Below are 17346 nucleotides of genomic sequence, written 5' to 3'. Positions count from 1 at the left end.
TAATTTTTTATAAAGATTTATGAAGCGATACTGCCATACAAATGGTAATGATGGCAGTCAGTAGATCCGCAATCGGCTGAGCATAGATAATTCCGTTCACCCCCATATATTTGGAAGAAATAAAATGACAGGAATAAAGCATATGCCTTGTCTGCACGCACCAAGGATAAATCCTCTGCCTTTTCCCAGAGCCAGGAACAGGGGGAATATACTGTATGAAATCCAAAAAGCATCATAGTAATGCCATTTGCGCGCAAAGAGGCAGCGCCTTCACTTGTCACAATATTGTTCATAGTCACATTAAACACATTAAAAATGCTGGAAATAATATAAATGCTCGCATAGGTGGAAGCATAGGGAAGGATACTGTCCGTTGCACCTAAAAGTGTCAAGATGGGATGTAAGAAAATTGTAAAAATGATAATTATGGCTGCACTTACGAAAATACTGCTGTATATAGCTGTACTTGCAACTTTATCAGCATTTTTTGCGTCTCCGTGGCCAAGCAGCCGAGAGATATAGGAGGCAGCGCCGTTGCCGAACAGCAGGCCAAGTCCGACAATAATTTGTCCAAGAGGGTATACCCAAGGGCACACCGTAAAGCATACCCTTCGGATGGGTGGACTACGTCCAGCAAGGTATAGATGGAGATTACCCCCATTTGGCTTTCACTTAATCCGCTGACAAAATACGCGTCTACAAGATTATAGAAAGCATTTACCTACATCCCAATCATGGTAGGAATTTCCATTGCTAAGAGAGCTTTGGGAATAGGTGCGTTTCCGAGAAGTTCTGTCTTCTTGTTGTTCATAGTCTCATTTCTCCTTGCTAAAATAAATAATATTATAATACTATAAAAATATAGTAATTGCAATGTAAAATCTATAATACTATAATTTATACTAGGTGTCAAGAATTGAATATGGGGAAGGGAGTAGTTTTTTATGGCTACCATTGATTTAATTGTTTTGGGTATGCTGAGGAAGGAATCTTTGAGTGCATACGATATTCAGAAACTGGTGGATTATAGGAATATTTCAAAGTGGGTCAAAATTAGTACACCGTCTATTTATAAAAAAGTGCTTCAGTTGGAGGATAAGGGGTTTATTTCAAGTCATATTGAAAAAGATGGAAGAATGCCCGAAAAGGCTGTTTATACATTGACGGATGAAGGCAAGAAAGAATTTGAGAAGTTAATGCTTGAAATATCCTGCAAGCCTGTCAATATATTTTTAGATTTTAATGCAGTTATTGTGAATTTGGAGAGTATGTCTAAGGAGATGCAGAAGGAATGTCTGGACAATATTGAGGAGCATGTAAAGATGCTGAAAGATTATTTGAATGAAAACATTTCTCTAAAAGAAAAGGATGACAATGTCCCATTGACAGGGAAAGAGGTTCTAAAGCAGCAGTTTATATTGGTACAGGCAATCGAAGAATGGATTGCTTCGTTGAAAAGTATATGTGGGAGGGCTTGGTAAATAAATGATAGTGGTTGTATGCGTGGATGAAAAGAATGGAATGATGTTTCACCGCCGCCGCCAGAGCCAGGATCGGGTGTTGCGGGAGAATTTGCAGAAGGAATGTGGGGGAAAGAAACTCTATATGAACGGGTATTCCGGAAAATTGTTTAAAGATGCTGTGGGAATTGTTGTTTCAGAGAATTTTCTTGGTGAGGCGAAGGAAGGCGAGTTTTGCTTTGTGGAGGATGCAGATGTGGGGGAGTATCTGCAAAGGATTGAGGCTGTGATTTTGTATAGATGGAACCGCCGTTATCCGGCAGATGTTTATTTTACTCTGGACTTAAATGAAAAATGGATGTTAGAGAGAACGGAGGAATTCAAGGGATCGTCCCATGAGAGAATTACAAAGGAGGTCTATAAAAAGATATGATGAAGAATTCTAGGTTTTGCGGGCATAAAAAGGTATATGGCTGGCTGTTGGCGGTAATCTGCTGTTTGTTTCTGACGGCATGTGCAGAAGATAGCTTGAAAAGTGAGATACAAGGCGGTAAGGAGAGCATTTCCCTTGATGATATTCCAGAGTATTCCGGTGAGCCGTATGTGGAGATTAATGGAAATGAACCGGATTTTCCCGATGATGGGTCTGGCGAGGAGTCGTTTGAAACGTACAGTGAGTTGGACAGCCTTGGAAGATGCGGGGTGGCCTATGCCAGTGTGGGTGCGGACTTGATGCCGACGGGGGAGAGGGAGAGTATTAGTCAGGTGAAGCCGACTGGATGGCAGACTGTTAAATATGAGCATGTGGACGGTAAATATCTTTATAATCGGTGTCATTTGATTGGTTATCAGTTATCTGGGGAGAATGCCAATGAAAGGAATCTGATTACAGGTACTCGGTATATGAACGTAGAAGGGATGCTGCCGTTTGAAAATATGGTGGCGGATTATGTGAAGGAAACAGATTGTCATGTCTTATACAGGGTTACTCCGGTTTTTGAGGGGGATAACCTTCTGGCAAATGGCGTTCAGATGGAGGCCTATTCCGTAGAGGACGAGGGAGAATCGATTTCTTTTAATGTGTTTGTCTATAATGTGCAGCCTGGTGTTTCCATTGATTATGCCACCGGAGATAATGCAAAGGGAGATAAGGATATTACACAGGCGGAGGATTCCAAGGGAGTAATTCGCGGGAATTCCAGGTCGAAGATTTATCATTGTCCAGGACAGGCGGCGTATGAAGAAATGGCGGATTCTAAACATTTGGTGGTATTCCAGACCGAGGAGGAGGCTCAGAACGCAGGATATCGGAAGGCAAAGAGATAGATTTTTAGGAAATTTATCTTTTCTTCCAGGAGGATTTGTGCTATAATTTGGGCATGGGGTATTAGCGCAGTTGGGAGCGCGCAACATTCGCATTGTTGAGGCCAGGGGTTCGACTCCCCTATACTCCATTATTTGTGGTAAGGAGGGACCCACGAACGAAGTTCGTATAGAAAAGCGTCTGCTCCATCCATAAGGCTTAGTTCAATCGGTGTATTGGGACTAGGCTTTTTTCATTTTCCGGAAGAAAAAATCAGAGATTATCTTACGTCCCAATAGGGGAAAATAGGGTGATTTAAGAGGAAATAAGCGTTTATGTACGGCTATCATATGACGCTCAAACACTTTATAAATGGTTAATAAGCAGGTCAGCGTATCTTAATTTTTGGGTATGCTGATCTTTTTTGGTGTCTCTATATTGCTGTCATTTACAATGAATATCTCCATTTATGGCGACGACAACGGCGACGGCGTCGTCATCTTCAAATCAAGTATATTGATACATTTCTAAAAATTCTACTATCTATAATCATATTTTACAAAACTAAGAATTTATTCGGTTAAAAATTCTATGATAATCTCTTATCTGAAAAATAATATGTTACTAAAAATAATACCTAACTTCTAAGATATATAATGAAGTATAGAAGCCTTAAACTATGAGAGAGCGAACGGCCTTCAAGACCACTCTATCAACTAACTGTAGACAGGATGAAGAAAGATATTATCGGCGTCCACCCGTTTTTCTGGAAGTCCGCCATAGCAAGTCCGATTGGAAACTGGTGGAATATCCCAGAAAGGAAATTTTGAAGGAGTTGTCAGAAGGGATGAAGACTGAGAAAAACGAAAATGAAACAAAGAGCAAAACGACGATTTAAATTGAGTAAAAGTAAAAGACATGGTAATATAATATAAAGGAGATGAATGACGATGGAGATGCAGGAAGCAATCAAAGCATGGGAAGAACTAGAGATAAAAGATGATTTCATGTTTGCCAAGGTTATGCGGGATAAGAAACTCTGCAAAAAGCTTCTGGAGAGACTGCTTCAAACCAAGATTAGGGATATTGTATACTTGGAAGAACAGAAGTCAATCAATATTGAAAAGGACGCGAAGAGTATACGTTTAGACGTATATATCGAAGATGGGAACAGGGTCTTTGATTTGGAGATGCAGACGACAGATAAGAGGAATTTGCCGAAGAGAAGCCGTTACTATCAAGGAATGATAGACTTGAATACAATAGAGAAGGGCGAAAATTACAAGAAATTAAAAGAAAGCTATGTGATATTTATCTGTACATTTGACCCATTTCATCAAGAGAAAGCACAATATACATTTGAGAATTTCTGTATAGAGGACAAGGAATTAAGGCTAAACGACGGAGCGAAGAAGATTTTTTTTAATGCCAAGGATTACATTAATGCAGAGGATGAGGAAATAAGAGAATTTCTTAAGTATGTAAACGGAGAAAAGAGTGATAGTCCCTTTGTAAAAGAGATTGAAGACAGGGTAGCGCAGATAAAAGCAAGTGAAGAATGGAGGTTGGAATACATGACTTTGTTAATGAGAGAACAGGAAATCTGGGAAGAAGCAGAAGAAAAGGGAAGAGAGATGGGAAGAGAAGAAGGAAGAGAGGAAGGAAGAGAAGAAGGTATTAGAGGAACAGTTACTTTATTAAAAGAGTTAAACATTCCTCTACAGACGATTCGGGTTAAGATTCAACAGCAGTATAACCTGAGTCCTGAAACCTCTAAAAAGTATCTTTAAAGCTAACTATTGGCGTATCAAGGTGAAAAGTTATAGGGAAATCATGGCGACGGAACGTCGACAATAACCTAAAAGGGGATAATTGGAAGGCGTTTTGCCGTCAGATTCCTAATTGAGAATAGGGGGGATAGAGCTTTAATAGAGAGATTCTACGGTAGTGTAGAATAATTTGTGTCTTTGGAAAAAAATACCTCTTTTTTGGTAAGAATCAAGATATGACAATTCTTATCGAAAAGGAGGATTTTTTATGCCAGCAACAAAAGAACAGATTCGACAGATTATTGCAGATAACAACCTAAACAGCGTAGCTGATGTCTACAGCCTGCTCAGAGACAGCTTCAAGGATATCCTTCAGGAACTCATGGAGGCAGAATTGGATGCGTCTCTCGGCTATGAAAAGAATCAGAAAAGAGAGGCTCCTACATCCAATAAGAGAAATGGACATACCCCTAAAACATTGAAGAGTCAGTATGGAGAGTTCCAGATCGATGTCCCAAGGGACAGGGAAGGGGAATTTGAGCCAAAACTGATCCCAAAATACCAGCGGGATATTTCCGGGATAGAGGAAAAAGTGATATCCCTCTACGCAAGGGGCATGAGCACAAGAGACATCCATGACCAGATACAAGATCTTTACGGGATGGAACTGTCAGCAGAAATGGTCAGCAAGATCACAGACAGGGTCCTGCCGGAAATAAAGGAATGGCAGTCACGTCCGTTGAATCTGATCTATCCTTTTGTGTTCATGGACTGCATCCATTACAAGGTCAGGGAGGATGGGCGCATCTTAAGCCGGGCGGCTTATATCGTGCTGGGCATCACAGCAGATGGTTACAAAGATATCCTGAGCATCACAGTAGGAGCTAATGAAACGAGCAAGTTCTGGCTGGGCATGTTAAATGATCTGAAAAACCGCGGTGTACAGGATGTACTGTTCTTCTGCGTGGACGGGCTTCCCGGTTTTAAGGAAGCGATAGGGGCAGTCTATCCGGATGCCCAGATCCAGAGGTGTGTCATCCATATGCTACGCAATTCTTTCAAATATGTCAATTACAGTGACCAGAAGAAATTTTCCTCAGATTTCAAGGCAGTATATAATGCCCCCAATGAAACATCTGCTCTTTCAGAACTGGAAAAGATCAAAGAAAAGTGGGGAAGGAAATACCCCTATGCGATAAGTAACTGGGAGAATAACTGGGAAGACGTCAGTTCCTTCTTTCAGTTTTCAGATGATATCCGGCGTATCATGTATACTACAAATATCATAGAAGGACTGAACCGCCAGTATCGGAAAGTGACAAAGACAAAGAGCGTATTCCCCAGCGACAGCGCGTTGGAAAAGATGCTTTATCTTGCCAGTGGAAATGTGATCAAAAAATGGACACAGCGTTACAGAAACTGGGACCAGGTGCTGAACCAGCTGATCGTCCTGTACGGGGAGAGGCTTACCCGGTACCTGTAAAATGAAAAGCCGGAACGACATATCGCATCAAAACGTTCCGGCCTTATTTCATTGGCATTAGCAGTATTGCCAGAAATTCCCGGTCTTATTCCGGAGGCCGGGTGTGGGCAGAGCCCACGGAAAGAGTTTCTGCTGCTAATGTCTGATTGGTGTGCCAAAAAATCAATAAATATGTATAAAACCTGACTATCTGGTAATACTATTATCATAAAAAGAATTCGACAACATAAAAGTAATGATATTCGACAGCAGATTTCTACATATCTGATTCCTACCAGTAAAGATTATTTCTCCAAAGACACAAGATTATTTACAGTCTCGATTCTACACTACCCCCCTACTCCATTCCATAAGGCTTAGTTCAATCGGTGTATTGGGACTAGGCTTTTTTCATTTTCAGGGAGAAAAAATCAGAGATTATCTTACGTCCCAATAGAGGGAAATAGGGTGATTTAAGAGGAAATAAGCGTTTCTGTACGGCTACTATATGACGCTCATACACTTTATAAAGGGTTAATAAGCAGGTCAGCGTATCTTAATTTTGGGGTATGCTAACCTTTTTTGGTGTCTCTATATTGCTGTCATTTACAATGGATATCTCCATTTATGGCGACGCCGTCGCCATCGGCAGGTTAGACATATTGATACATTTCAAAAAATTCTACTATCTATAATCATATTTTACAAAACCAAGAATTTATTTGGTTAAAAATTCTATGATAATCTCTTTATCTGAAAAATAATATGTTACTAAAAATAATACTTAATTTCTAAGAGATTTAATAATTAATTCGTATGAAAGATTAGTAGAGGATTTTCTGTGTACCCCGTCCCTTATGGGAGGGGATGAGGGACGGGGTACATAGAATAAAGCTATTACTACGATTTTTCGGGAAAGGAACTACTATGAGTAAAAATTTTGAGCAGAGATTATATGAAGGCAATTACTAGGAAAATGGCAATGAATGTCTGAATCTGCATGATATTAACAAACCGTCGGATTTCTATGAGGGTACGGAAAAGGAATGGATTGAGGAACTGACTGCTTATATCTCCCTTTATCCGAAAGAATGGGAAAACCTATATCAGCAATACTTATCGTTATATGAAAATGAATCCACCCTGCAATTTTACCGTAATGAGGAAGGCTATTTAAGAAAGTTTGGGGTAAATGAAATATATTTAAAAGTCTTTGGGTGTATTATGCCTCTTTCTTATAAGGAATTAAACCATATAGGGAGATTGCTAACGGAACGGGGCGAAGAACTATACTGGTCATTCTTAGAATATGGAAGTATGGATGAATCTGGAAAAGACCTATGGAGAAAACGGACGGAAACCTATATCAAGAAACTGGTAAATAAAACAGATTTGTCTGTTTTGGTTACGGATACTTTAGATAACTCAGATTTCTTAGGGAACGAGTTATATTTTGATTTATTAAATAATTACTACATCATTCTTTAATCGAAAAAAAGAAAGGGGAAAACCTATGAAAAACTTAGTAAAAACGGAAATAGCTGTGAAAACAGAGATACTATCATCAGAGGACGGGAACAGGACATACAGCATTAAGAAAGAGATTACGGGGATTGCAGGCAGTCATGCATACTTTATCTTATTATACCCTACCAGAACGCAGGAAAATTGCTATGTGGAGGATTCCACTAATAACCATCTTCTGAACCATCTTGCTGAATTGGGATTAAATTCATACACCATCATTAATCTGTTTGCACAGGTGACGCAGAGCCGACTTTCCTTAGCCGGATTAACCGTGAATGAGGAAAATATGAATTATATTAATGATAATATCGGCGTCCATCCGCTTTTTCTGGGAATCCGCCATAGCCAGTCCTATTGGAAACTGGTGGAATATCCCAGAAAGAAAATCTTAAAAGAGTTATTAGAACGGATAAAGCCTAAGAAAAACGAAAAAGAGACAAAGAGTAAAACTACGACCAAGAACTCCGTTAAGGGAAAACAGAAATAGTACGATTAATCTTTAAATATAAAAAGTTTATAAACAGGTATTTCCAAGGTATCAGCAATATTAAACAAGGTTTCTAACGATATAGACGTAGGAATATTAGGGGCTTCGATATTACTCATGTGTGTACGGCTGATATTGACCGACTCAGCTAGTTTTAATTGCGTTAATCCTTTCAACTTGCGGTAATAAGCGATATTCAACCCTAACTTGGTATATTCTTCTATATGTGAACCTGTTTTATCCATACAATCACCCCACTGATAAAATTTTATATGAATTAATGATTTGCATAAACAATGTAAAATATAATATTTGTAAAGTAATATATTGCATTTTTGTAATAGCAATGGTATAATGCCATTAATAGAAAATCATACGGAAGACAAGCCGAGGTGCAAAACATGCGCTTCGGCTTTCTTCTATATAGGGAGGAAGGTTATACATATGCAGATTAAAATATTTAACCAGAATCAGCTTTCAATGCTGAGGAATATAAATCCTTTACTGAAAGAATATAAAATTCCAAGAATGGTGCTTCATGAAATCGGCTATATCCTTGAGTTTGAAAAAGCAAGTGATAACGACTATGTAACATTATTTTTGAACCATCTTCGGAATGATTTGATTGAGATTTTAGATAGATTGCACTTATATACCGAAGAAGTGGAGTATTCAGAGAATAATTTCCATGCCATTGAGGTTAAAGGCAAGAAACACACTATGAAGAAGAAACGTATATGGAGTTGGTACGATATCTCCATTCCAGCCCAAGACCGTACCATTTTTGTGGTCTATTCTATGAAAAAGAAAGATTTAAAAAGGAAAGGGGGGCTTTTAATCCATGAGAATTAAAAGATGGGGCAATCAACCAAGAAGAATTAAAAATATGGTTACCTGCAAAGAATTGGAAGTCGTTCTGATGGAACTGGAAACCGAAAACTTAAACCCAGATATATATAGATACCGTACTGAATGGGGGTTTAACGTTGTTTATTATATGTTTGATTTTGAACTTATGAATGAATTAATCTTTCAGCCGATTTACTTAAATAATTCTGATATTTTCTATTTTGGAATGAGGGAAAATGAACTTTTCCAAAAAGTATTAAAAAATACCGTTATTATGACTCAGCCTAGAATTATGCTTTTCCCAGAATATTTAGAAGACTTGAAACGGGTTTGTGAAAGGTCATTAATTCCGGTAATCAAGAGACTGGCAACAGTAATGAGGAAAATTGAGAATAAGAATAAACGGCTTTGGTGTGTTACTAATATCCTTGGAGAACGTGGTGCGGTTGGCGGTTTCTATAAACGTCTATTAAGGAAATTTTGCATGACTTGCGATTGCAGGCATTTATTAGTGGGTTTCTCTAATAACGATTATGCTCTCCTCAGCATGGTAAATGAAAATACCATTATGACTATAAGGGAGTTGCTTGATGGAGTTGGAAGCGTGCGTTCGGATTCGGGGAAGATTATACAGAGACAACTCCTTATTTATGATTACAGGAAAGATTCTTTAGAAGAACTTGAGAAAATGGATTTCGTATGAAAAATTAATAATATTACTCATATGTGTAGGGCAGACTGATCATGACCGACTCACCAGGTTTTTTGATTGCGGAAGAATTTAAATTGAGTAAAAGTAAAAGACATGGTAATATAATATAAAGGAGATGAATGGCGATGGAGATGCAGGAAGCAATCAAAGCATGGGAAGAACTAGAGATAAAAGATGATTTCATGTTTGCCAAGGTTATGCAGGATAAGAAACTCTGCAAAAAGCTTCTGGAGAGACTGCTTCAAACCAAGATTAGGGATATTGTATACTTGGAAGAACAGAAGTCGATCAATATTGAAAAGGATGCGAAGAGTATATGTTTAGACGTATATATCGAAGATGGGAACAGGGTCTTTGATTTGGAGATGCAAACGACAGATAAGCGGAATTTGCCGAAGAGAAGCCGATACTACCAAGGGATGATAGACTTGAATACAATAGAGAAGGGAGAAAATTACAAGAAATTAAAAGAAAGCTATGTGATATTTATCTGTACATTTGACCCGTTTCATCAAGAGAAAGCGCAATATACATTTGAGAATTTCTGTATAGAGGACAAGGAATTAAAGCTAAACGACGGTGCGAAGAAGATTTTTTTCAATGCCAAGGATTACATCAATGCAGAGGATGAGGAAATAAGAGAATTTCTTAAATATGTAAACGGTGAAAAAAGTGATAGTCCCTTTGTAAAAGAGATTGAAGACAGGGTGGCGCAGATAAAAGCAAGTGAAGAATGGAGGTTGGAATACATGACTTTGTTAATGAGAGAACAGGAAATCTGGGAAGAGGCAGAAGAAAAGGGAAGAGAGATGGGAAGAGAAGAAGGCATTAGGGGAACAGTTACTTTATTAAAAGAGTTAAATATTCCTCTACAGACGATTCGGATCAAGATTCAACAGCAGTATAACTTAAGTCCAGAAACCTCTGAAAAGTATCTTTAAAGCTAAATATTGGCGTATCAAGGTGATAAGGAAATCATGGCGACGGAACGGCGACAATAACCTAAAAAGGGATAATTGGAAGGCGTTTTGCCGCCAGATTCATAATTGAGGATAAGGGTATAGAGAACTTTTATAGAAAAGTGTCTGCTCAATGCCATAAGGCTTAGTTCAATCGGTGTATTTGGACTATGCCTTTTTTCAATTTCTGGGAGAAAAAATTAGAGATTGTCTAATGTCCGAATAGGGGAAAATAATCTAAACTAAAAAGTCAAGAAGAAATTAGAATTTTAATTGCCTTAGTGATGAAAAAGAAAAAATTAAAATTTCTGATATACAGTATGCGATTCTCAATAAACATGTGATTTCGTTTTACTATTTTAATTCTGAATTAAGAAAATCAGAGAGAGAAATAGAACCCTTGCGGTTAGTTTTCAAATCACATGCCTGGTATATTGTAGGACATTGCAGAGACAGAGAAGAAATTAGAATATTTCGTCTGTCCAGAATCAAGCATCTTAAGGTCACAGAGGAGACTTTTGAGCGCGAACTGTCTTCGGATTATTTATTGACGTCTGAATGTAAAGAAGAATGTAATTTTCCCGTTTTAAAATTAAAATTTTCCACTGAAATTGCACATAGGCTATATGATGAATTTCAAGAAGATCAAGTCTGCTTATGTGATGATGGGAATTATTACGTAACAGTTCAATATGAGCTGAACAACTGGACTTTTAATTATCTTCTATCTTTTGGAAAGTATGTTGAAATTATTGAGCCGGAGATAGCCCGCACCATGCTCAAAGAAAGAGCGGCTGATATTGTTAAAATCTATATGTAATTTTGTGTAGTTTGGATGAAAACTGACGTAAATGACAGGATTTAGGAGGAGAAGACATGGAAAAATGGTTATATGTAATGACAATAAAAAAGGGAAAGACTTATAACAAAGTTACAAAGGCGGTAATTACGAGGCATGTAGAGAATCTGAGAAATTTAGACGCCGATGGGAAAATAGTGCTTTGCGGCCCGCTTAAAGGCTATCCAGGTGTTGCAGGTATGGTTATTTTTAAGACACAGAGCTATGAGGAGGCTGAAGCTCTTTGCAAATTAGAGCCGCTTGTGGCCGAGGGGTATGCGACGTATACGCTGGCGGCCTTGCAGGTGGCTGATAAAGAGAATAATTATTTACTATAACTCAATACGAGCAAATGATAAATAGGGGTGTCACACTAAGCATAAAATATACCATTTTTGCTTAGGACGACATCCCTATTTATGTTCTGTTTTTTCTGGAATCCCTTCCCGTCAGATAATCAAGGGATACGTCATAAAAATCAGCCAGCTTAATTAGCATTTCAATCGGGATATTAATTTTGCCTAATTCATATTTAGAATATGTTGTCTGTTTAATATTTAAGTATTCAGCCAGTTCCTTCTGTGTCTTATCGTTATCTTCCCGTAAATTCCGGATATTTTCAAATATCATATACGAATCACCATACCTTTTTCCCCATTATAAAAAAGAAAAAAACGTGTATTGAATAATAGTCTTACTGCGACTATAATAATATGGCAAATGTCTTCGGAACGTAGTAAAATATACAGTATAACATAGTACTTAAAGAGGATTTTAAAATGACAAAGTGGTTGTAGAGTCAAGAGTGTAAGGAGAGAAAGCGATGTTGAAGAAAAATGAATTAGCATTACTGACAATGGAACTGGAAACAGCGGATTTAAGTCCGGAGGTATACAGATACCGGACCAAATATGGGGTGTCGGTCGTATATTTTATGTTTGATCCTGAGTTACTTAGCAAATATATATTTGAGCCGGTTTACCTAAGTCCAGAGGATGTAGAATGTGAGGGGATGTCAGAAGAGGATATTTTTCACGCCATTTTAGAAAGTACAGTTACGATTATGCATACGGAGATTATTCCCTTTTCAGAGTATTTTCGAGAATTTGAGGAAGGGTGTGAGGATAAGAATAAACTTCCTATTATCAGGGGAATTGCCAAGGCAATGGAGGATGCAGAGGAAGAAAGCCGCGTGTGGTGCGTTACAGGCGCTCTCAGGGAACGCTGTGCGTCGGGTGCGCTGTATCGACCCTTGCTTCGGCAATTCTGCGAAGCGCATAAGTGCGCAGGCCTGTTGATTGGCTTATGTGACAATGATTTTGCATATTTAGGTAAGGATAATCCGCAGATGGCTTCCATGATGCCGTCGTTAGTGCAGGGTCTTAGACATATCGTGGAAGGGGCGAAAGAGCTTTTGGAGGTAAAGATTCTTAGGTATAATTACGAAGCAGATACATTGAGCATATTTACAGAAGACAGTTTATAAAATTGATTTTTTATAGAAGGAAGCCTAATGCGAAGTATTAAAAAGTGGCTTCTGCCGAAAAGGAGGAGTATTATGGCATATGGAAAAAATGTAAAGGAAATCTTGTATGGAGGGGATTATAACCCAGAACAATGGCCGCAGGAGATATGGCAGGAGGATATGCGAATGATGAAGAAGGCCCATATCAATATGGTCACCCTGAATGTGTTCAGTTGGGCGTCCCTGCAGCCCAATGAGGATACTTATTGCTTTGAACGGCTGGACAAGATTATGGAGTTGGTGCGGGAAAATGGGCTTAAGGTCTGTATGGCTACGGCGACAGGGGCTCATCCTGCGTGGATGGCGAAGCGGCATCCGGATATATTGAGGACGGATGCAGACGGAACCAAGAGAAGCTTTGGAGGGAGGCATAATTCCTGCCCCAATAGTCCCACTTACCGGCTGTATGCGCCCAGGCTTGCGGGCGAGCTTGCGAAGCGGTACAAGGATTATGACAATATTGTGGCATGGCATGTGTCCAATGAATTTGGAGGGGAATGTCATTGCGAGAACTGCGAGAAGGCATTTCGGGAGTGGCTTAAGGACAAATATGGAACGATTGAGGAAGTCAACCGCTGCTTTTACACGGAATTCTGGGGCCATACCTTTTATGACTGGGACGAGATTGTACTTCCCAATCTGAAAAGCGAGCATTTTATTCATGGAGATGCAGGAGAGCGCACGATGTTTCAGGGGATTTCTCTGGATTATCGAAGATTCATGTCAGACAGTATTCTTAATTGTTTTCGCCTGGAATATGATGCAATAAAGAAGGAGATGCCGGATGTGCCTATTACCACGAATCTGATGGGATTTTTTAAGGATTTGGATTATCAGAAATGGGCGGGGGAGATGGATTTCGTCTCCTGGGACAGCTATCCGGAACCGTTAGACAGTCCGGCGGCGGTTGCTATGCGCCATGACCTGATGCGCGGCATTAAGGGGCAGCAGTCGTTTGTATTAATGGAGCAGACACCAAGCGTGACGAACTGGCATCACTATAACAAGCTGAAAAGGCCAGGAGAGATGCGGCTTTTGAGCCTACAGGCGGCGGCGCACGGGGCGGATGCCATTCAGTTTTTTCAAATCCGCAGAGGCCGCGGTGCGTGTGAGAAGTATCATGGCGCAGTGATTGACCATGCGGGAAGGGATGATACCAGGGTATTTCTTGAAGTGGAGGCTCTGGGAAGGGAGCTTGAAGAACTGAAGGACGAGTTCCTTGAGGGGCGCACGCCTTCTAAGACGGCGATTGTGTTTGACTGGGATAACTGGTGGGCCTTAGAGTATTCTGCAGGGCCGAGCGTTCTTATGAAATATCTGGATGCTGTGAAGGATTATTATACGGCGGCATTTGAGCAGAATGTTCCGGTAGACATTATCAGCGTTGAGGATGACATGTCTCCTTATAAGGTGGTGATTGCGCCGCTGCTCTATATGACAAAGACAGGATATGCCCAGAAGGTGAATCAGTATGTAGACCAGGGAGGAACGTTTATTACTACATATTTCAGTGGGATTGTGGACGAGCACGACCTGGTGATTGAAGGCGGATATCCTGGAGAATTGAGGAATGTGCTTGGAATATGGGTGGAGGAAAATGACGCCTTGCCGGAAGGGGAGAGTAATTCTTTTGTCTATGACGGTGTAAAGTATCCGGCCTCCATGCTTTGTGATTTAATGCATTTGGAGGACGCCCAGGAGATGAGCAGATATGAGGAGGATTTCTACAGAGGGATGCCGGTTTTGACCAGGAATCATTATGGAAGCGGAACTTCTTATTATGTGGGAACTCGGTCGAATGAGGAATTTTATCTGCATTTTCTGAAAAATGTGTTTCAGGAGGCAGGTGTTGAGCCGGTTATGAACACTCCGAAGGGTGTGGAGGCGGCAGTCCGCGTCAATGAAAAGGGTAGGACGCTGTTCTTGATCAATCATGAGAAGGAGAGCAGTACGGTGGTTCTGGACAGGGATTGCCGGAATCTGGTTGACGGAAAGGTGTATAGAAGCGGAGACTGCCTGGAACTTAAGAAGAAAGGGGTTGTGATTCTTAGAAGCTGACAGAATCACGTGCAGGAACTTTACACCTAAGATATATTTTAGTATAATAAGATTGGCAGGAAGGAATTGGTATGATTACGGTTGCTTTTGCTGTCCACTCACCCGAAGGGCATATGTTTTGGAATGTCCGGAGGAGATAAATATATGGAATGAGGAAATACTATGGCAAAGAAATCAAGAAAAGAGCGCAAGCAAGCTGCGGCAAAGCAGAACACGGGAAAACAGAATATTGTAGAACAGAATGTAGCGGTGCAGGCGGCAGAGGTCAAAACAAAGGTGGAGAGTGAGGATATGGAAGCTGTTAAAGTGGAAACTCAAGAGGAAGAAGCTGTAAAGACGACAGAAGCGGTTTCTGAGAGTGCCGTAGAAGAAGTGAAGGTATGTGAAGATGCAGCCGAAGCAAAAAGTACGAGTGAAGCTGTGAAGGCAGAAGATAAGGAAGCTAAAGCAAAGAGTACGAGTGAAGCTGTGAAGGCAGAAGATAAGGAAGCCAAAGCAAAGAGTACGAGTGAAGCTGTGAAGGCAGAAGATAACGAAGCTTTCAGAAAGGCAGAGCAAAGAGCAGTTTATGAGAAGCGGTTTGCAAGACATTTCGATGAACTAAAGTGGCTCTATATGGAGTTATACGGGAATAGTTCAATGTTTGCAGAGTTGTGCGACAATCTTTATCGTTTTTACGAAGAACGTAACAAGGATTTGAAGGAGATTGACCAGAACCGCGAGGCGTGTCCTGACTGGTATAAGCAGAACGATATGCTTGGCATGATGTTCTATATCGACAATTTCGCCGGTAATATGAAGGGTGTGGAATCAAAGCTTGATTATGTTGAAAAAAGTAATGTAAATTATATCCATCTGATGCCATTTTTGGATACGGTGGAAGGGCGTTCTGACGGTGGATATGCGGTAGCGGATTTCCGTAAGGTGCAGGAGAAGCTTGGTACCATGGAGGATCTGGAGAGTCTGACTGCGGCATGTCATAAGAAGGATATCAATGTCTGTATGGATTTTGTCATGAATCATACTTCGGAGGATCATGAGTGGGCTAAGAAGGCAAGACAGGGAATCGGAGAGTACATGAGCAGATATTTCTTCTTTGATAACTATTCGATTCCGGCTCAGTATGAAAAGACTGTACCGCAGGTATTTCCGACGACAGCGCCGGGGAATTTTACATGGCTTCCAGAGGTAGAGCATTTTGTTATGACCTCCTTCTATCCGTACCAGTGGGATTTGAATTATAAGAACCCAAGAGTATTTAATGAGATGATGTATAATTTCTTATTCCTGGCGAATAAAGGTATTGATATTATTCGTATTGATGCGGTTCCATATATATGGAAGGAACTGAATACACAGTGCAGGAATCTTCCTCAGGTACATACTATTGTCCGCATGATGCGTATGATTGGTGAGATTGTATGTCCAAGCGTTCTTCTTCTGGGTGAGGTCGTGATGGAGCCGGAGAAGGTGGTTCCATACTTTGGAACTGTGGAGAAGCCGGAGTGTCATATGCTTTATAATGTTACGACCATGGCTACCACATGGCATACTGTGGCAACCAGGGATGTGGGACTTCTGCGGCAGCAGCTTGACATTGTCAACCGTCTGCCAAAGGAATATGTGTTCCTGAATTATCTGCGCTGTCATGATGATATTGGATGGGGCTTGGATTATGCGTCTCTTTTACGGGAGGGAATCCGTGAGCGTCCTCACAAGCAGTACTTGAATGATTATTTCCAGGGATATGTGGGTGAGAGCACCAGCCGCGGAGAGCTGTATAATGCAGACCCAATCACTGGCGACGCAAGGTTCTGCGGAACGACTGCTTCTATGTGCGGTATCGAGAAGGCAGGTTTCGAGCAGGATGCCGAGGCTATGGAGAGGGCAATCCAAAAGGATATTATGCTTCATGCGTATATGTTTATGCAGTCTGGAATTCCTGTGCTTTACAGCGGAGATGAGATTGGACAGGTAAATGATTATACTTATAAAGAAGATCCGCACAAGGCGGCTGATTCCCGTTACATCCACCGCGGTGCAATGAGATGGGATTTGGCAGAGAATATTACAGATGCAGATACTGTGGAGGGCAAGGTATTCCAGAGATTGGGACAGTTAGAGAAGATTCGTAAGTCAGAGAAGGTATTTGTATCTACTGCGGATACATGGACCATTGAGACTTGGGAAGCCGGCGTTCTGTCTATCGGAAGGTATTTTGAAGGCGAGAAGCTAATTGGAATATTTAATTTCAGCGAGTATGATAAGACAGCATGGATCAATGAAGAAGATGGTATGTATGTGGATTTGATTTCAGGTGAGAAGATGGAGGCAAGAGGCGTGAATATTCCGGCCTTTGGCTTCTATTATCTGAAAAAAGAGGCAGAAGCCGAGTAG

At 40.4% G+C, this 17346-nt stretch carries 18 protein-coding genes, 1 tRNA gene and 1 pseudogene; 17 read left to right on the top strand and 3 right to left on the bottom strand.

Annotated features, from left to right (window positions below):
* Positions 1-7: 7 nt before the first annotated feature.
* A pseudogene (locus GN277_RS01375) lies at positions 8-811 on the bottom strand (MATE family efflux transporter).
* A 133-nt stretch (positions 812-944) separates the two neighbouring features.
* Here GN277_RS01375 and GN277_RS01370 point away from each other — a divergent pair.
* From GN277_RS01370 to GN277_RS01330, 9 genes are all read left to right on the top strand, one after another.
* Positions 945-1481: a PadR family transcriptional regulator gene (locus GN277_RS01370; RefSeq protein ID WP_159749203.1), complete on the top strand. Its 537-nt coding sequence runs from the start codon at positions 945-947 to the stop codon at positions 1479-1481.
* A 4-nt stretch (positions 1482-1485) separates the two neighbouring features.
* The gene (locus tag GN277_RS01365) at positions 1486-1893 is read left to right on the top strand and encodes a ribonuclease Z (RefSeq protein WP_159749201.1); all 408 of its coding nucleotides are present in this window, start codon (positions 1486-1488) and stop codon (positions 1891-1893) included.
* A complete protein-coding gene (locus GN277_RS01360; RefSeq protein WP_408641714.1) occupies positions 1893-2786 on the top strand; it encodes a DNA/RNA non-specific endonuclease in 894 nt (297 codons plus the stop codon). Before GN277_RS01365 ends, GN277_RS01360 begins: the two co-directional genes overlap by 1 nt.
* A 55-nt stretch (positions 2787-2841) precedes the next feature.
* A tRNA-Ala gene (locus tag GN277_RS01355) sits at positions 2842-2914 on the top strand.
* Positions 2915-3442: 528 nt separating this feature from the next.
* Complete coding sequence (locus GN277_RS01350) at positions 3443-3661, top strand: hypothetical protein (protein WP_159749197.1); 219 nt, start codon at positions 3443-3445, stop codon at positions 3659-3661.
* Between the two features lie 52 nt (positions 3662-3713).
* A complete protein-coding gene (locus tag GN277_RS01345; protein WP_159749195.1) occupies positions 3714-4553 on the top strand; it encodes an Rpn family recombination-promoting nuclease/putative transposase in 840 nt (279 codons plus the stop codon).
* Between the two features lie 247 nt (positions 4554-4800).
* Positions 4801-6015, top strand: coding sequence for an IS256 family transposase (locus GN277_RS01340; protein WP_159749193.1), 1215 nt, complete (start codon positions 4801-4803; stop codon positions 6013-6015).
* A 1242-nt stretch (positions 6016-7257) separates the two neighbouring features.
* Positions 7258-7482 carry a hypothetical protein gene (locus GN277_RS01335; RefSeq protein WP_159749191.1) on the top strand — a complete coding sequence of 75 codons (225 nt, stop codon included), beginning with the start codon at positions 7258-7260 and terminating at the stop codon, positions 7480-7482.
* Between the two features lie 25 nt (positions 7483-7507).
* Entirely contained in the window at positions 7508-8008 is a 501-nt protein-coding gene (locus tag GN277_RS01330; protein WP_159749189.1) for a DUF1643 domain-containing protein, read from the top strand.
* 5 nt (positions 8009-8013) lie between these two features.
* Here GN277_RS01330 and GN277_RS01325 read toward each other — a convergent pair whose 3' ends face one another.
* Entirely contained in the window at positions 8014-8253 is a 240-nt protein-coding gene (locus GN277_RS01325; RefSeq protein ID WP_159749187.1) for a helix-turn-helix transcriptional regulator, read from the bottom strand.
* Between the two features lie 199 nt (positions 8254-8452).
* Between GN277_RS01325 and GN277_RS01320 the strand changes: the two genes are divergently transcribed.
* The 5 genes from GN277_RS01320 (at position 8453) to GN277_RS01300 (ending at position 11704) form a co-directional block, all read left to right on the top strand.
* Entirely contained in the window at positions 8453-8860 is a 408-nt protein-coding gene (locus tag GN277_RS01320; RefSeq protein ID WP_159749185.1) for a hypothetical protein, read from the top strand.
* On the top strand, positions 8850-9560 hold the full coding sequence (locus GN277_RS01315) for a hypothetical protein (RefSeq protein ID WP_159749183.1): 711 nt from the start codon (positions 8850-8852) through the stop codon (positions 9558-9560). The genes GN277_RS01320 and GN277_RS01315 overlap by 11 nt, the downstream gene beginning before the upstream one ends.
* A 134-nt stretch (positions 9561-9694) precedes the next feature.
* Positions 9695-10510, top strand: coding sequence for an Rpn family recombination-promoting nuclease/putative transposase (locus tag GN277_RS01310; RefSeq protein ID WP_159749181.1), 816 nt, complete (start codon positions 9695-9697; stop codon positions 10508-10510).
* Positions 10511-10826: 316 nt separating this feature from the next.
* Entirely contained in the window at positions 10827-11348 is a 522-nt protein-coding gene (locus GN277_RS01305) for a helix-turn-helix transcriptional regulator (RefSeq protein ID WP_159756263.1), read from the top strand.
* A gap of 56 nt (positions 11349-11404) precedes the next feature.
* The gene (locus GN277_RS01300) at positions 11405-11704 is read left to right on the top strand and encodes a YciI family protein (protein ID WP_159749179.1); all 300 of its coding nucleotides are present in this window, start codon (positions 11405-11407) and stop codon (positions 11702-11704) included.
* Between the two features lie 79 nt (positions 11705-11783).
* Here the strand turns inward: GN277_RS01300 and GN277_RS01295 are convergent, their stop codons facing one another.
* A complete protein-coding gene (locus GN277_RS01295) occupies positions 11784-11996 on the bottom strand; it encodes a helix-turn-helix domain-containing protein (protein ID WP_159749177.1) in 213 nt (70 codons plus the stop codon).
* Between the two features lie 193 nt (positions 11997-12189).
* On the opposite strand from GN277_RS01295, the gene GN277_RS01290 reads away from it, so the two are divergent.
* The 3 genes from GN277_RS01290 (at position 12190) to GN277_RS01280 (ending at position 17346) form a co-directional block, all read left to right on the top strand.
* Positions 12190-12852, top strand: a complete 663-nt coding sequence (locus tag GN277_RS01290; protein ID WP_159749175.1) for a hypothetical protein — start codon at positions 12190-12192, stop codon at positions 12850-12852.
* Positions 12853-12924: 72 nt separating this feature from the next.
* Positions 12925-14949, top strand: coding sequence for a beta-galactosidase (locus tag GN277_RS01285; RefSeq protein ID WP_159749173.1), 2025 nt, complete (start codon positions 12925-12927; stop codon positions 14947-14949).
* 162 nt (positions 14950-15111) lie between these two features.
* The gene (locus tag GN277_RS01280) at positions 15112-17346 is read left to right on the top strand and encodes an alpha-amylase family glycosyl hydrolase (protein WP_244324548.1); all 2235 of its coding nucleotides are present in this window, start codon (positions 15112-15114) and stop codon (positions 17344-17346) included.

The organism is Sporofaciens musculi (assembly GCF_009830285.1).
GTDB lineage: Bacteria > Bacillota > Clostridia > Lachnospirales > Lachnospiraceae > Sporofaciens > Sporofaciens musculi.
The sequence above is the reverse complement of the archived record's forward strand: the minus strand, read 5'-3'. Positions and strand labels throughout refer to the sequence as shown.

What these genes read in the sequence shown, in the direction of transcription:
- GN277_RS01370 (WP_159749203.1), top strand. Translation starts at nt 945, where the DNA reads ATGGCTACCATTGATTTAATTGTTTTGGGTATGCTGAGGAAGGAATCT.
- GN277_RS01365 (WP_159749201.1), top strand. Translation starts at nt 1,486, where the DNA reads ATGATAGTGGTTGTATGCGTGGATGAAAAGAATGGAATGATGTTTCAC.
- GN277_RS01360 (WP_408641714.1), top strand. Translation starts at nt 1,893, where the DNA reads ATGAAGAATTCTAGGTTTTGCGGGCATAAAAAGGTATATGGCTGGCTG.
- GN277_RS01350 (WP_159749197.1), top strand. Translation starts at nt 3,443, where the DNA reads ATGAGAGAGCGAACGGCCTTCAAGACCACTCTATCAACTAACTGTAGA.
- GN277_RS01345 (WP_159749195.1), top strand. Translation starts at nt 3,714, where the DNA reads ATGGAGATGCAGGAAGCAATCAAAGCATGGGAAGAACTAGAGATAAAA.
- GN277_RS01340 (WP_159749193.1), top strand. Translation starts at nt 4,801, where the DNA reads ATGCCAGCAACAAAAGAACAGATTCGACAGATTATTGCAGATAACAAC.
- GN277_RS01330 (WP_159749189.1), top strand. Translation starts at nt 7,508, where the DNA reads ATGAAAAACTTAGTAAAAACGGAAATAGCTGTGAAAACAGAGATACTA.
- GN277_RS01325 (WP_159749187.1), bottom strand. Translation starts at nt 8,253, where the DNA reads ATGGATAAAACAGGTTCACATATAGAAGAATATACCAAGTTAGGGTTG.
- GN277_RS01320 (WP_159749185.1), top strand. Translation starts at nt 8,453, where the DNA reads ATGCAGATTAAAATATTTAACCAGAATCAGCTTTCAATGCTGAGGAAT.
- GN277_RS01315 (WP_159749183.1), top strand. Translation starts at nt 8,850, where the DNA reads ATGAGAATTAAAAGATGGGGCAATCAACCAAGAAGAATTAAAAATATG.
- GN277_RS01310 (WP_159749181.1), top strand. Translation starts at nt 9,695, where the DNA reads ATGGAGATGCAGGAAGCAATCAAAGCATGGGAAGAACTAGAGATAAAA.
- GN277_RS01300 (WP_159749179.1), top strand. Translation starts at nt 11,405, where the DNA reads ATGGAAAAATGGTTATATGTAATGACAATAAAAAAGGGAAAGACTTAT.
- GN277_RS01295 (WP_159749177.1), bottom strand. Translation starts at nt 11,996, where the DNA reads ATGATATTTGAAAATATCCGGAATTTACGGGAAGATAACGATAAGACA.
- GN277_RS01290 (WP_159749175.1), top strand. Translation starts at nt 12,190, where the DNA reads ATGTTGAAGAAAAATGAATTAGCATTACTGACAATGGAACTGGAAACA.
- GN277_RS01285 (WP_159749173.1), top strand. Translation starts at nt 12,925, where the DNA reads ATGGCATATGGAAAAAATGTAAAGGAAATCTTGTATGGAGGGGATTAT.
- GN277_RS01280 (WP_244324548.1), top strand. Translation starts at nt 15,112, where the DNA reads ATGGCAAAGAAATCAAGAAAAGAGCGCAAGCAAGCTGCGGCAAAGCAG.